This is a genomic window from Paenibacillus sp. FSL L8-0641, from assembly GCF_038006265.1.
GTDB classification, from domain to species: Bacteria; Bacillota; Bacilli; order Paenibacillales; family Paenibacillaceae; genus Paenibacillus; species Paenibacillus polymyxa_D.
Window position 1 is genome coordinate 4395634 of sequence record NZ_JBBOUW010000001.1, and the last position, 13112, is coordinate 4408745.

14 protein-coding genes and 1 riboswitch are annotated in these 13112 nt (G+C 46.7%); of the genes, 4 read left to right on the plus strand and 10 right to left on the minus strand.

The window, feature by feature from the left end:
- Positions 1–129: 129 nt before the first annotated feature.
- Positions 130–1704 carry a sigma-70 family RNA polymerase sigma factor gene (locus MKY16_RS19905; RefSeq protein ID WP_340956762.1) on the minus strand — a complete coding sequence of 525 codons (1575 nt, stop codon included), beginning with the start codon at positions 1702–1704 and terminating at the stop codon, positions 130–132.
- Positions 1705–1798: 94 nt separating this feature from the next.
- Positions 1799–2164: a hypothetical protein gene (locus tag MKY16_RS19910; RefSeq protein WP_165148504.1), complete on the minus strand. Its 366-nt coding sequence runs from the start codon at positions 2162–2164 to the stop codon at positions 1799–1801.
- 261 nt (positions 2165–2425) lie between these two features.
- On the opposite strand from MKY16_RS19910, the gene MKY16_RS19915 reads away from it, so the two are divergent.
- A complete protein-coding gene (locus tag MKY16_RS19915; protein ID WP_029518226.1) occupies positions 2426–2626 on the plus strand; it encodes a hypothetical protein in 201 nt (66 codons plus the stop codon).
- 149 nt (positions 2627–2775) lie between these two features.
- Here the strand turns inward: MKY16_RS19915 and MKY16_RS19920 are convergent, their stop codons facing one another.
- The gene (locus MKY16_RS19920; RefSeq protein ID WP_013311832.1) at positions 2776–3135 is read right to left on the minus strand and encodes a HesB/IscA family protein; all 360 of its coding nucleotides are present in this window, start codon (positions 3133–3135) and stop codon (positions 2776–2778) included.
- A gap of 371 nt (positions 3136–3506) precedes the next feature.
- Between MKY16_RS19920 and mqnE the strand changes: the two genes are divergently transcribed.
- Both mqnE and MKY16_RS19930 read left to right on the plus strand, forming a co-directional pair.
- Positions 3507–4613 (plus strand): aminofutalosine synthase MqnE, encoded by a 1107-nt coding sequence (gene mqnE, locus MKY16_RS19925; protein ID WP_029518225.1) that lies wholly within the window; start codon positions 3507–3509, stop codon positions 4611–4613.
- 204 nt (positions 4614–4817) lie between these two features.
- Positions 4818–5885: an NAD(P)/FAD-dependent oxidoreductase gene (locus tag MKY16_RS19930; protein ID WP_029518224.1), complete on the plus strand. Its 1068-nt coding sequence runs from the start codon at positions 4818–4820 to the stop codon at positions 5883–5885.
- A gap of 84 nt (positions 5886–5969) precedes the next feature.
- On the opposite strand, the gene MKY16_RS19935 is transcribed toward MKY16_RS19930, so the two are convergent.
- Entirely contained in the window at positions 5970–6227 is a 258-nt protein-coding gene (locus tag MKY16_RS19935; protein WP_023990179.1) for a YuzB family protein, read from the minus strand.
- 87 nt (positions 6228–6314) lie between these two features.
- Here MKY16_RS19935 and MKY16_RS19940 point away from each other — a divergent pair, with 87 nt between their 5' ends.
- Complete coding sequence (locus tag MKY16_RS19940; RefSeq protein ID WP_013311836.1) at positions 6315–6560, plus strand: NifU family protein; 246 nt, start codon at positions 6315–6317, stop codon at positions 6558–6560.
- A gap of 91 nt (positions 6561–6651) precedes the next feature.
- On the opposite strand, the gene MKY16_RS19945 is transcribed toward MKY16_RS19940, so the two are convergent.
- The 6 genes from MKY16_RS19945 to MKY16_RS19970 form a co-directional block, all read right to left on the minus strand.
- A complete protein-coding gene (locus tag MKY16_RS19945; protein ID WP_029518222.1) occupies positions 6652–7416 on the minus strand; it encodes an SDR family oxidoreductase in 765 nt (254 codons plus the stop codon).
- A 142-nt stretch (positions 7417–7558) separates the two neighbouring features.
- Positions 7559–8401, minus strand: a complete 843-nt coding sequence (locus MKY16_RS19950) for a MetQ/NlpA family ABC transporter substrate-binding protein (RefSeq protein WP_039272704.1) — start codon at positions 8399–8401, stop codon at positions 7559–7561.
- Between the two features lie 74 nt (positions 8402–8475).
- On the minus strand, positions 8476–9144 hold the full coding sequence (locus tag MKY16_RS19955) for a methionine ABC transporter permease (RefSeq protein WP_025723588.1): 669 nt from the start codon (positions 9142–9144) through the stop codon (positions 8476–8478).
- Positions 9141–10163 carry a methionine ABC transporter ATP-binding protein gene (locus MKY16_RS19960; RefSeq protein WP_340956763.1) on the minus strand — a complete coding sequence of 341 codons (1023 nt, stop codon included), beginning with the start codon at positions 10161–10163 and terminating at the stop codon, positions 9141–9143. Before MKY16_RS19960 ends, MKY16_RS19955 begins: the two co-directional genes overlap by 4 nt.
- 136 nt (positions 10164–10299) lie before the next feature.
- Positions 10300–10439, minus strand: a riboswitch (SAM riboswitch).
- 125 nt (positions 10440–10564) lie between these two features.
- Positions 10565–11290: a Cthe_2314 family HEPN domain-containing protein gene (locus tag MKY16_RS19965; protein ID WP_069012609.1), complete on the minus strand. Its 726-nt coding sequence runs from the start codon at positions 11288–11290 to the stop codon at positions 10565–10567.
- 51 nt (positions 11291–11341) lie between these two features.
- Positions 11342–13108, minus strand: a complete 1767-nt coding sequence (locus MKY16_RS19970) for a UbiD family decarboxylase (protein ID WP_208332629.1) — start codon at positions 13106–13108, stop codon at positions 11342–11344.
- Positions 13109–13112 lie beyond the last annotated feature (4 nt).

A 13112-nucleotide genomic window follows, 5' to 3' on the forward strand; every position in this document is an offset into this window, starting at 1 on the left:
ATGAATTTCCCCAGTAAGAAGGTACTTGATACAAGTTTATTCCTCCTAATGTTAGTTTTTAGAAAGTATATGCGCATCTGCCCATGTCGGTTCCTAACATTAGGAGAATATACTGATGATAGCTATCCTTCAATGTCGGATCAAACCTCCAGCTATATCATCCCAGCGCCAAGAAACCTCATGTCCATGGAGATGCAGCCCCCCAAACCACTCATCGATCCCTTGAACTGCAATGCGGTCCTCTGATCCATTCAGTACCTCTTTACCCAACTCTGTCAGAATTACCTTTCGGTTCAGAAAATCCGGAATTTGTCTGAAATCCAAGCCCGCCTCAATCCCGTCAATGATCAGCAAAGGATGTTCGCCTTGCGCCAAAGCACGAATAAATTTCCAGTATTCGAGATCACCCATGCCAAGCACATGCAGAACGTCAGTTACCTGACGAAACAATTCCAATGCCGTATTCACTTCATTATGAACGGCCTGAAGCGTGGTCTGTTCCACAATGCCAAGACCATTCTGCTCCGAGGGCAGCCGCTTGAGATGCGCTGTGAAAGCTTCATAGGCAAAAGTCAGGCCGGATGCTGCCAATTCTGTCTTCTTGTTTTCCAGCAGATTAGCCATTTGTACAGGATCAGGAGAAGCATACGCCTGCCAAAGCTCGCTTCCGAGTTCCATTTCTTGCCGCCCAATAGTCCGCCAGGTACCGGATAATGTCTGAAGCTGTGCCGGAGTGAGCTGTCCCAAGCCATGAAAGCGTTCGATTCCCGGAAACTCCCCAATGCAGAGCAGGCTCAGCTTCGTGCGGCCCAGTTTCTGTCTTTTGAACCAGTGGAGCAGATAGGCGAGCATGCTCTGATCAAACAGGTCATGCTCAAACCACAATACGACTTCATCATACTTAATAAACTCACGAAGTTTCTGCTCCTGTTCCTCACAACCCGTAATATATTCGCTGGTCGGAATACCCATCGATTCTTCTAGGACCCTGGCCCGCAATGCCCGTTCTTCCGCCCCCGCTGGATTTAAAAATATCGGTCCTGCCGGATATACCTCTCTCCATACAAGCACATCACCCTGTACAACACCCTGCTTCAACATCTCGCCTACAACATCACCGTTAACAATATGTAGCATGTTTTGCCCTCCCTCATACAAATGATTGAACACAGAAACGAGATCAGCTACCGGGAGTGTACCTTTCAGCTTTCGGCGAGCATCGTGCAACCGCTTCTTAAGCGTCGGGACCGGAGTGCCCAGATAATCGGAAATTTCCTGAAGAGAATAGCCGTAAAAATAAAACAGCCGCAGAGGCACGCGCAGCTTGGCAGACAGTGCCTTCACCGATTGTTGCAGAACTTGGCTCTCCTCCCTACGCTCCGCAATTTCTGCTACACCCGGTACTCCTCCCGATATCTGCATAGCCTCATCCAGAGGAAGCATCGAATGATGCTTGCGCCGCAGCATTCGCTGGCACTGTCTTACGACAATGGTCTTGAACCAGCCTGGAAAAGCGGACGCGTTCTGCAGCTTCTCCAGATTCTGATAAGCTTCTATGAGCGCATCCTGCACGGCATCTTCCGCGAGATGAACATCCTTCAGCATGTCATAGGACACCGCATAGGCCATCCCGCGAAAATGCAGCATTAGCTGCCCGAACGCTTCTTCATCCCCCTGCCGTGCCTTTTCAACCCACTCCTTCATACATCCCTAGCCTCTTTTCTCTCGTGTTCTTAGTCTTAAGTGCCAACTCCGTGGAGGAAGGTTACAAATCAGCTAGTTTCTCAACAGAAATATATCATCCTTTATTTTTTACGAGGTTAAGTTCAATATGACTTCGACCATGTAGCCATAGCAGTTCGTCCAGTAAAAACGTCAATCCATCCTTACTACGCAAACGCTCGATCAGTTCTGTAACGACTTCCATAATCCCACGCTGTACATTCTTCGCTAGTTGGAGGCCCCCACTTTCCCCATCCACATAAAGATGTGGATGGTCCGGTTGTTCTACCTTTCTTACATGTCGCAGACACAGTATCCCATGTTCAAGATAAAAGAAATAACTACGATCATACAGAACTCCCTCAAATAATTCATACATATGAGGATCATCATCAAGTCCATATGTCATGGTAGCCATTTTTAAACTAACTGGATTGCTCATATATTCTTTCACTCCCTCAGAATTTAAATTGTAAGTTCCTATACTGAAATTCTAGTGAAGTAAAACTCTAATTAAAATAATGTGAATTTTTTATTTGATAAGTCCTGAATGTTTGTATGCAATACTGTAATTTATGTATAAGAAGTCGTTCATTAAATACATTCGCAATATGGTATATATACCAAGTTAACTTCTATTTTGTTAATGAGGTACTTATACTATATGTTTTGAATTCTTATAATCAAATTGGAGAGTGATACAATGAATTTTATAAAATCTATTTATACAAAACAAAACGTAAATAGCTCAGTACTCTTTTTTGCATTTTTAGTTTTATATAGTGTTTTTTCTAAGATTGAAATTAAACCCGTAGCTCTTTTGCTTTTTACAGTTGCATTTGCCTTTTTTAATGCCCTGAGTAAATTTGTCCAATCCACACGTAGTGATAATGATCCTAAGTAAGTAATCTCTACATATTAAAAAAGACCTCCAGGACGAATATAGTACGTGACTATACCGTTCTGGAGGTCTTGATTTACATTTTCGAATTGTTAACACCCCATCATGCAGGTTTGCAGACAATTCATTTCATTGTACCCTTTTAAACTACCTTAACAAGGCTCTTCGTTCGGTTTCCCGGCATCTGTAGCTGTACGGAAGCTTGAACCGCAGCCGCATGTAGCTACGGCATTCGGGTTATGAATCGTGAAGCCGCCTGACATACCGGACTCTTCAAAGTCGATTTCCAGACCGTCCAGGTAGCGGATGCTTTCCTTTTCCACTACAATCTTCATATCCTGTACGTTCATATATATATCCTGATCCGTCTCGTTGTCGTCAAAGCCCATGGCATACGAAAATCCGGTACATCCACCTGGCGTAACACCCAGACGTAAAAACATATTCGGCGTTTCCTGCTGCTCCAGCATATCCTTCAAACGCTCAGCAGCGGAATCGGTGATGTTAATCATAGCTCCATCCTCCTCTTTTACTTCATGTTCTCCTTCAGTATACTCCACTATTTGCAGGTGCTCAAGTCATGGAATGTCCTTCCCTTACAGGCTTCAAGACCTGTTTTTCTATTCGTTTGTATTGAACACCGGTGGTGTGAGGTTTATAATAGGTGAAGAGTGTGTAAAAGAAACTGTCGGAAATTTGTCATTTCAAAGGCGATATTTTGAGATATTCATCATTGTAGCCTGGCATTGTAACATTTTTCACATATCGTATATCCGCGCTGCCGGATTTTACCGACGGAACGGGACATCCTGTGCGCATCAAGCGCTTGTGCCGCTGATTTGGCGGACAGCCTCGCACAGAGCAACTTGAAGGAGGAATAGGCATGTCCACATTAGTTACACCTTTTACAGACCGCAGAATGGCGGAAATTGTAGAAAAGGTACAGAACGGGATTCGTTTGAACCTCGAAGATGGTATATATTTGTATGAAACTGACGATATCCTCACACTGGGTCAGTTGGCTAACGAAGCTAATTTACGCAAGAACGGAAAAAAGGTTTATTTTATCGAAAACATGAGCCTGTACTTCACCAATGTATGCGAAGCGCGCTGCGCGTTCTGCAATTTCCGCAAGGATCAGGGGGAGGACGGCTCTTATACGTTGTCCGGGCAGGAAATGATTGATTATGTAGAGCAACACATCCATCCGGGGGTAAGAGAATTTCATATCGTCGGTGGTCATAATAATCATGTGCCTTTCCAATACTATGTAGACTCATTGAAGGCGCTGAATGAAAAATATCCCCACGTTACACTGAAAGCCTACACAGCAGCGGAAATTGACTTTTTCACACGCATAAGCGGCTTGAGTATTAAAGAAGTGCTTGAGGAGCTGCAAAAGGCTGGACTTCAATCCCTGACTGGTGGTGGCGCAGAAATCTTGTCCGACGAATATCGCAAGAAGATGCGTGTTACCAAAGCCAACGTGGACCGCTATCTCGAAGTACATCGCACGGCCCACAATCTCGGCATGAAAACTCATACGACTATGCTGTACGGTTCGGTCGAATCGTATCAGGATCGTATTGAACATATGCTGCAAATTCGCGAATTGCAGGACGAAACGAACGGATTTATGGTATTTATTCCACTGTCCATGCAGCCGAAAAGCAAAAACGCCAACATTATGCGTCGTAACTCCGCTTACGAAGATCTCAAAACCATTGCGATCAGCCGCCTGATGCTGGACAATATCGACCATGTCAAAGCTTACTTCATTAATATTGGCCCGCAATTGACGCAGGTCGCTCTCACCTTTGGCGCATCAGACGTCCATGGCACGATTGTGCGCGAGCAGATCAGCCATGCCGCAGGTGCGTTGACCCCTGCCGGATTGACCCGTAAAGAGCTGATCTGGCTGGTCAAAGGTGCAGGACGCATACCTGTAGAACGAGACACCTTCTATAACGAAATCGAAGTTTTCGAATAAATGTAATATCGGATTCAGATTTCCCGCGAGCATATCATCCCCATTACTCACATCATGCAGCATCATGCTGCCCCGGAATACGCTGGTCTGTCTGCCACAGGCAGGCCCGATTCTCGGGTTTTATAACAACAAAAACTTGTGTTAGATCGACGAGACACCAGACCATTTGCCGGGGACACGGTAGCGAAAGGAAGGCGGATTTTGATGAAAAATTTCGTTATTCTGGGGGGCGGCTATGGCGGCCTTACCATTGCCAAAGAATTGCTGGATAAACACATTCCCGACGATGTTCAAGTTATTTTAGTGGATCGAATGCCCTTTCAGGGCTTGAAAACAGAGTACTATGCCCTCGCAGCAGGTACGGTTTCTGATTTTGATTTGCGGGTGCATTTTCCAGATGAGCAACGTCTTATTCGCAAATACGGAGAGGTCACCTCGATGGATCTGGAGAATAAAATGGTCCATTTTCAAGACGGTGAACCCTTGCCCTATGATCAGCTTGTCATTGCGTTGGGTTGTACCGACCGCTTTCACAATACACCGGGGGCTGAAGAACACAGCTGTACGATCCAGTCGTTTAACCATACCCGCCAAACCTATCTGCGCTTGAACGAAATCAAGCCATATGGACATGTCCATATTGTAGGCGGCGGTCTTAGCGGTGTTGAGATTGCAGCGGAGTTACGTGAAAGCCGCACGGATTTGAATATTACCATTATGGATCGGGGCGAGCGGGTGCTGTCAGCATTCCCGCAACGTTTGTCTGCCTATGTACATGCTTGGTTCAAGGAGCATCAGGTTAATGCCCTGAACCATGTTGCGGTTTCTCGTATTGAGCCGGGGGCTATTTATAACCGTGACGAGCAAATTGTAACGGATGCAGTGGTATGGACGGCCGGGATTCAGCCAGTAAAAATCGTGCAGGATTTAGCTGTCCCTAAAGACCCTCAGGGTCGTATCGTGCTCAACGATTACTACCAAATACCAGATCATCCAGAGGTATATGTGGTCGGAGACTGTGCGAGCCTTCCCTACTCTCCAAGCGCTCAGGCAGCAGAGGTGCAAGGGGAACAAATCGCACATATTGTACGTGATCTATGGAAAGGTCAAACGCCTCACCCGCATCCTTTAAAGCTGCGCGGTACATTAGGCGCACTTGGCAAGAAGGCCGGGTTCGGCTATGGCTTTATGGGCAGCACTTCATTGCGCGGCCGTGTACCACGCCTGCTTAAAAGCGGTGTGCTCTGGAAGTCCAAACGCCATTTTGGCTGATCATGCTAAACAAACAAAGAAGACCCGCTCCCAAAGCAGGTCTTCTTTGTATATTGCGTGTATGGGCTAACAGAGCATTATATTTCAATCCAAGTCTAGGTTATCCCATGCTTCAGCTTCCTTAATTTTGTTCATAATCACTTCGTACAGAAGCTCTGCTGAATCTGCGGATACAATCTCACCATTGACCATCGCATAGGGTTCCGCGTTACACTGACCGCAATTGCTTAGGCAGCCGTATTCAATCACATCATAATCTGGATTCTGTTCCAGCTTGGACATGATTTCATCAGTGCCCCAATGCATATTACTGGTGCAAAACTCAATAATAGGTCTTAACATTTTTTCACCTGCTTTGGATGACGGGCATTTTAATTTGGCCCGCTTTGTAATATAATAATAAAGGTATAGGAAAGGAGTTGAATTCTAATGAGCGAAACACAAAGCGTTCAAATGTATGATGAAGTAGCAGATGTACTGGATAAGCTCCGTCCGTTCCTGCAACGCGATGGCGGCGACGTTGAGCTGGTTGACGTAGAAGACGGCATCGTTAAGCTGAAGCTGGTAGGCGCTTGCGGCAGTTGCCCAAGTTCCACAATCACGCTGAAAGCAGGGATTGAACGCGCTCTTCTCGAAGAAGTCGACGGCGTCCAAGAAGTGGTACAAGTATTCTAATGCTTGATGCATAAGATCATGAGAGTCTTGACTTCGGTAACGAAGCTCAAGACTCTTTTTTGTGTTACAGCGTCTGAGGGATCACTCAAGCTTATATGGTTGGCCGAATGGGGTCCAATCCTCCCGATACATCCATAATATTGCCTGTTATAAAATCCGAATGCTCCTCACACAAATAGGCGATCACTCGCGCAATGTCCTCTCCGCTCCCCGGACGCCCACGCGGTGTCTCTTTATCCTGCATGCCGATGACATCGGCGATTGACATTTCCTTATTTGCTCCTCGAATATCCCCTGGACAGATCATATTGACCGTGATGCCATAAGGAGCCTCCTCCACAGCCAGTGACTTCGTAAAAGACACCAGCCCCACCTTGGCGGCTGCGTAGACGGCGCGATGCGGCCAAGCCCTCGCTTCTCCAGCATGACCAAAGCCAAAATGAATAATACGTCCCCATTGCTGGCTACGCATGTGAGGCAATACCAAATGGTCCAGCAACATGGTACCGACCAGATTCCCTTGTATCATGGTATGAATCTCAGCTACACTGTAATCCGCAAACAGGCGGCGTTCCCGGATGAACGGTCCAGCATTGTTCACCATAATATCGACTCCGCCTAGCCGATCCTGGACTTCACCAATCAGCCTCGTGATATCTTTCTGAACAGTGATATCCCCTTGTAAAGACAGGCAGCGTACTCCCTTAGACTCAATCACCCGCTTAAGCGCTTCGGCTTCTGCTTGGCTATGCACATAATTCAGCGCAATATTACAGCCTTCATTCGCCAGACGCAGAGCGGTCGTTTTACCTAAACCTTTGGCACTACCCGTTATGAATGCGACTTTATCTCTCAACAATTTTCCTCCTGTTCACAGAGAACGGTCACCCCCAAGTATAAAATATTTAAGCTTCCCCTACAACTCTATCCAAAAGAAACCCCAGTCCTCTTGTTCAAGAGAATCTGGGGTTTGCGTGCAATGTGTTCTCGTTCCCTACTTAAAATGCCGGGATAATTGCGCCTTGGTATTTATCTTCAATGAATTTTTTAGTTTCTGGGGATTGCAAAGCTTTAAGCAGCTTCTGAATCGCTTCAGAATCTTTATTATCAGGACGAGCTACCAGAACGTTAGCATATGGAGAATCTTTATCTTCCAGTGCCAGTGCATCCTTCGTCGGGTTCAGCTTAGCTTCCAGAGCGTAGTTCGTGTTGATCAACGCAATGTCCACTTCAGGCAACTGACGTGGCAGCATAGCCGCTTCCAGCTCCTTGAATTTCAGGTTTTTCTTGTTTTCAGTAATATCTTTTACCGTAGCTTCAATGTTGCTTGCGTCTTTCAGCTTGATCAGACCTTGTTTTTCCAACAACAACAATGCACGGCCTCCGTTTGTTGCATCGTTCGGAATGGCTACCGTTGCGCCATCTGGGAGTTCATCAAGCTTTTTATATTTTTGGGAGTAGATGCCGAAAGGCTCCAGGTGAACCGCGCCCACAGAAACCAAATTCATTTTGCGCTCTTTGTTCATCACATCCAAGTAAGGTACATGTTGATAGAAGTTAGCATCCAACTGCTTGTCAAACAATTGAACGTTCGGCTGTACATAGTCGTTAAACTGAACGACTTGGAGACGAACCCCTTCTTTTTCCAACTGAGGTTTGATTGCTTCCAAAATTTCCGCATGCGGCACAGGAGAAGCTCCAACTTTCAGCTCCACTTCACGTGGTGATCCGCCTGTATTTTCGGCCGCATTGTTTGTATCCGATGTTGTGCTCTTTGTGCCGCAAGCAGCCAGCACCGCAATTAATGTCAAGCTTAATACAGCCAATACCCATTTCTTCATGTTATTACCCCTCCAATAATTTGTAATATTCAGGAGCAGACGTCCTGATCAATAAGGATATCTATATGTTTTCCCTATTTTCGAGTATAATGCCGCACGAGACGGTCTCCCGCCATTTGCAGCAATTGAACCAATACGACCATCAGCACGACCGCAACGATCATTACAGCCGTTTCATAACGATAATAGCCGTAGTTGATAGCCAGTGTACCCAGTCCACCGCCCCCGATCATCCCGGACATTGCCGTGTAGGATACGAGTGTAACGACGGTAATGGTTAATGCGGCTAGCAGTCCCGGAAGTGCCTCACGTAACAGCACACGCCGGATAATTTGTCCTGTCGAGGCCCCCATTGCTTGTGCGGCTTCAATGACACCCTTGTCCACTTCACGCAGAGACGTTTCGACAAGACGTGCGAAGAATGGGGCAGCCCCGATAACCAATGGTGGGATGGTTCCCAACACCCCGGTCGAGGTACCTACCAGCGATCGTGTAAAAGGAATAAGTGCAACAATCAAAATGATAAATGGCACGGAACGTAAAATGTTAACGATGAATGATAATACAATGTATATCACCTTCATCAGAGTCAACGAGGAGCGGCTCGCCAGAAACAATAATATGCCGAGCGGCAAACCAATAATGAGGGTGAACAATGCGGATGCACCGAGCATCTGAAGGGTTTCCAGCGTAGAATTCCCTAGCTCTTCCCAACTCACTTGTGAAAAATCAAGTTCGCTCATTGTCCGATCACCTCCACATCAAGTCCTTGCCCAGACACTTCGCGCAGCGTATGCTCTATATCCTCATGATTCCCTTCAAAACGAACGATTAGCTGACCATAGGGTACATTTTTAATCGTAGATATGGTTCCCTGCAAGATCGCAAAATCAACCCCAGTGCTTCGAGCCGTACGCGACAGAATCGCATCATATGTTTTGCTGCCCAAGAAGGAGATACGTACCACCTGCGCCGACTCGCCCTCACCTGCTGCCGCAATCGCTGCTTGCAACTCCTCGGGATGTTCTGACTCCCGCTGGATAAAGTCCTTGGTTACCTGGTGCTGCGGCTTCAAAAATACTTCCGCCACCGGACCTTGCTCCACGATGTCGCCCTGATGAATGACGCCAACTTTATCACAAATGCTTTGAATGACATGCATTTCATGTGTAATCAACACGATGGTTAAATTAAAACGCTGATTAATATCCAGCAGCAATTTCAGGATAGACCCCGTCGTCTGCGGATCAAGCGCCGAAGTCGCTTCGTCACACAGCAATACATGAGGATCACTAGCCAGCGCCCGTGCAATTCCTACCCGTTGCTTCTGTCCACCTGAGAGCTGTGACGGATATTTTCCACTGTGTTCTTCGAGACCCACCAGTTCCAGCAGTTCACGAACCTTCTTGTCCAACTTCTGCTTGGGCGTGTTTACCAGCCGCAACGGAAATGCAATATTGTCATATACCGTCGCCGAAGACAACAAATTAAAATGCTGAAAAATCATTCCGATTTTTCGGCGCTGCATTTGTAACTGGGATTGACTCACAGTAGTGAGGTTTACCCCGTCTACCCATACTTCACCTGAAGTAGGGCGTTCCAATAAATTAATACAGCGGATCAATGTACTTTTCCCTGCCCCGGAGTGACCAATCACTCCGAATATTTCTCCACGCTGTATAGAAAGATTCAACCCAGACAGCGCATTAACGCGTCGGTTGCCTTTGCCATAATGCTTGGTTAACTGCTTAAGCTCTATCAACGTGCTGCGACCCCCTTCACTTCTTCCTTACCCTTTTTACCAGTTGTCATCTCTCAGGATTGTATAAAATCGCTATTTATTTATACAAAAAAGAGCCCCTTTCACAGAATGAAAAGGGCCCCACCTTGCGATCCTTTTCTCATCTGCCAAAATCGCTATAACTCTAGCGGTTTTGTAGGAATTAGCACCATCATGTTCCCTCCCAGTGTATTACACCGGGAAAGAACGGGTTGCCGGGCTTCATCGGGCCAGTCCCTCCACCTCTCTGGATAAGAAAAATATGTTAAACTCCAGCTTTAGCTGTCCGTTAAGTTTATATAAAAAAACATAATTCAAGCATTTTTCTGAAACTAGGTTTCAGTATAGATAGTTTACATTGCTTTGTCAAAGGATATTTTCTATCATATTTTTGGGCGTACTGCCCGGTTCTCCCATTGTTTCGCAGTATAAGTAAAGGCGATTGACAACGACCGACACACCATTTCCAAGCCCTGCTGCAAATCTTCCAAATGGTGATCGAGGTCCTCCAATTGGATTTTTCCATACAAAGCTCGGTGTCGTTGCCAGAGATCATCCTGCATTTCCGTATTCATATAGTGTATCTCCGTATTCCGCCGCTTACGCAGCCGATTGATGGCATCGTTGTATGTATCCTTGATATCATTTAAATTATCGGTCAATACAGGATGCATTTTGAGATACTTGAGTTGCCGCAACACGGTAAAATACGAATAATGCGCCTTATACTGCCCTGTTTTTAAATCATACAGATCATTCAGCCAGTTGCCCAGCTTATCCAAAATGGAAAATACCCTCACAAACCCATCTTTATAAAAGAAAACATACAATGCATAGTCGGATTTTTCATCCTCACTCATATCTTCAGCATATCCGGCTTTCACTTTCATACGGAAAAAGGCGGCAGCATGATGGCTCTGCTCCAGTTCATCCAGAGATGACATTAGACCGCGTGTCAAAATATCCGCCTTCCGAAAATCGTGGGTCGGATCTCCACCAGCCTGAATTTGCCGTTCCAGCAGGTTCAACATATCTGACATGCTATTCATGGCATCTAGCAGGATGCCCTTGTTCACACGCGGCGGCTCACCCAGTAGCTTGCGTATCATGCTTACGCCTCCTTATAAATATAAAATCCGGCTGTAGGTTTAATTAGGGCGTCAAGCGAAATAACTTGTCCATCGTTGATCTACAAGCTTAACAATATCCTCACGCGGTAACACCTCATCCGGATACCCCGGCTTCATACGCGCATCCACTACAATCGGCAGCTTATAGTTCAGATGATGCAAACGCACTTCGCTGTCCGCGTACATATCCGTAGCCGGGTTAAAGCGAGTGAATACCGTCCACAGGAACGAGGCTTGAGAGCGAACGACTTCCTTGGCATCGTCCACAATGAAAACGAGCGGCCACTCTTGCTCACCCGCAGCTAATCGCTCCAATACACGCGCAGCGAGTTCAGGCTCCTGCTCAAAGGAAGAGCCGGACACAACGAGGCACCCTCCGCAATAGGGCTCAATTTCACGAATTCCCGGCAGATCGCCTCCCTCATAAGCACGAGGCAATTCACGTACAGGCTCACCTATTCCCATCAGGATCGCCTTACTGCCATGATTCAGCTTGCGGCCTGTGTAATCGAGTGTATCGTGTGACGTGTGATTGAAAATAAATAAATCCCTTGCTGGATTAAATCGCTCCAGAATGGTTTCTAACAGCAGGTTAAAGTCAGATAAATCAATGACTCGATCTGTCAGCATCAGGAACTTGGTCAATGACAATTGACCTTGACCCAAAATGGTAAAACCGGATACAAGCGCTTCACGGGAGTAGCTTTCACGTACGACTGCCGCTGCCAGCGCATGTACGCCCGTTTCCGCATACGCCCACAGGGACTTGACGGAAGGCATCACAAGCGGATAGGCAGGCGACAGCAGACGTTGCAAAAACTCACCGAGGTAGTAGTCTTCTTGCCGAGGCTTACCTACAATGGTTGCCGGATAAATGGCATCCTTGCGGTGATGCATATGTTTGACATGAAATACAGGGAAATCATGCTGTAATGAATAATATCCAAAATGATCGCCAAACGGGCCTTCCGGACGGCGTTCATGAGGTGGCACATAACCGCTGATTGCAAATTCTGCTTCTGCTGGAATCCGATGACCCCCAAGCGGGTCCTCTGTCATGGGCAGCTTGCCTCCCATAATAAGCGAAGCCAGCAACAGCTCAGGCAAGTTTTCCGGTGCTGGAGCAATGGCAGACGCAATCAGAGCAGGCGGGCCACCGATGATAATCGTCGTAGGCAACGGCTCATTACGCAGCTCCGCTTCATGATAATGGAAACCGCCGCCTTTATGAATTTGCCAGTGAATGCCCGTCGTCTGATCATCATAAATCTGAATGCGGTACATCCCCAGATTATGATCCTTGGGCTGACCTGGCTTCTCGGTATACACGAGTGGAAGGGTAATAAACGGTCCTCCATCCTCATGCCAACTGGTCACTTTAGGCAGTGGTGCCAGCGGAGCCTCTGTACGGCGAACTCCCAATACAGGAGCCTCGCTATGAGATACTGTTTTTAGGCCTACTTTTAGCATGTCCTTAATCAGGCCACGTTCATTCCACAATGCTTTGGGTGTAGGTGGAAACAATGTTTTGGTTGCTCCTACAATCGCATCCATCAGTTGCTCTGGGCGCGGGCCAAAAGCCATGTCCACACGGCGATTCGTGCCAAACAGATTACTGGCTACAGGAAACGGAGTTCCTTTTACATTCGTGAACAGCAGTGCCGGCCCTTCTTCCTCAATGACTCTTCGATGAATCTCAGCCAGCTCCAAGTAAGGATCGACAGGTGCCTCTATAATTTTAAGATGATTTTCTTTACGCAGTGCTTCAATAAATTGGCGCAAATTCTGGTAGATCAACTGG

What these genes read in the sequence shown, in the direction of transcription:
- MKY16_RS19905 (WP_340956762.1), bottom strand. Translation starts at nt 1,704, where the DNA reads ATGAAGGAGTGGGTTGAAAAGGCACGGCAGGGGGATGAAGAAGCGTTC.
- MKY16_RS19930 (WP_029518224.1), top strand. Translation starts at nt 4,818, where the DNA reads ATGAAAAATTTCGTTATTCTGGGGGGCGGCTATGGCGGCCTTACCATT.
- MKY16_RS19915 (WP_029518226.1), top strand. Translation starts at nt 2,426, where the DNA reads ATGAATTTTATAAAATCTATTTATACAAAACAAAACGTAAATAGCTCA.
- MKY16_RS19950 (WP_039272704.1), bottom strand. Translation starts at nt 8,401, where the DNA reads ATGAAGAAATGGGTATTGGCTGTATTAAGCTTGACATTAATTGCGGTG.
- MKY16_RS19940 (WP_013311836.1), top strand. Translation starts at nt 6,315, where the DNA reads ATGAGCGAAACACAAAGCGTTCAAATGTATGATGAAGTAGCAGATGTA.
- MKY16_RS19955 (WP_025723588.1), bottom strand. Translation starts at nt 9,144, where the DNA reads ATGAGCGAACTTGATTTTTCACAAGTGAGTTGGGAAGAGCTAGGGAAT.
- MKY16_RS19965 (WP_069012609.1), bottom strand. Translation starts at nt 11,290, where the DNA reads ATGATACGCAAGCTACTGGGTGAGCCGCCGCGTGTGAACAAGGGCATC.
- MKY16_RS19920 (WP_013311832.1), bottom strand. Translation starts at nt 3,135, where the DNA reads ATGATTAACATCACCGATTCCGCTGCTGAGCGTTTGAAGGATATGCTG.
- MKY16_RS19935 (WP_023990179.1), bottom strand. Translation starts at nt 6,227, where the DNA reads ATGTTAAGACCTATTATTGAGTTTTGCACCAGTAATATGCATTGGGGC.
- MKY16_RS19910 (WP_165148504.1), bottom strand. Translation starts at nt 2,164, where the DNA reads ATGAGCAATCCAGTTAGTTTAAAAATGGCTACCATGACATATGGACTT.
- mqnE (WP_029518225.1), top strand. Translation starts at nt 3,507, where the DNA reads ATGTCCACATTAGTTACACCTTTTACAGACCGCAGAATGGCGGAAATT.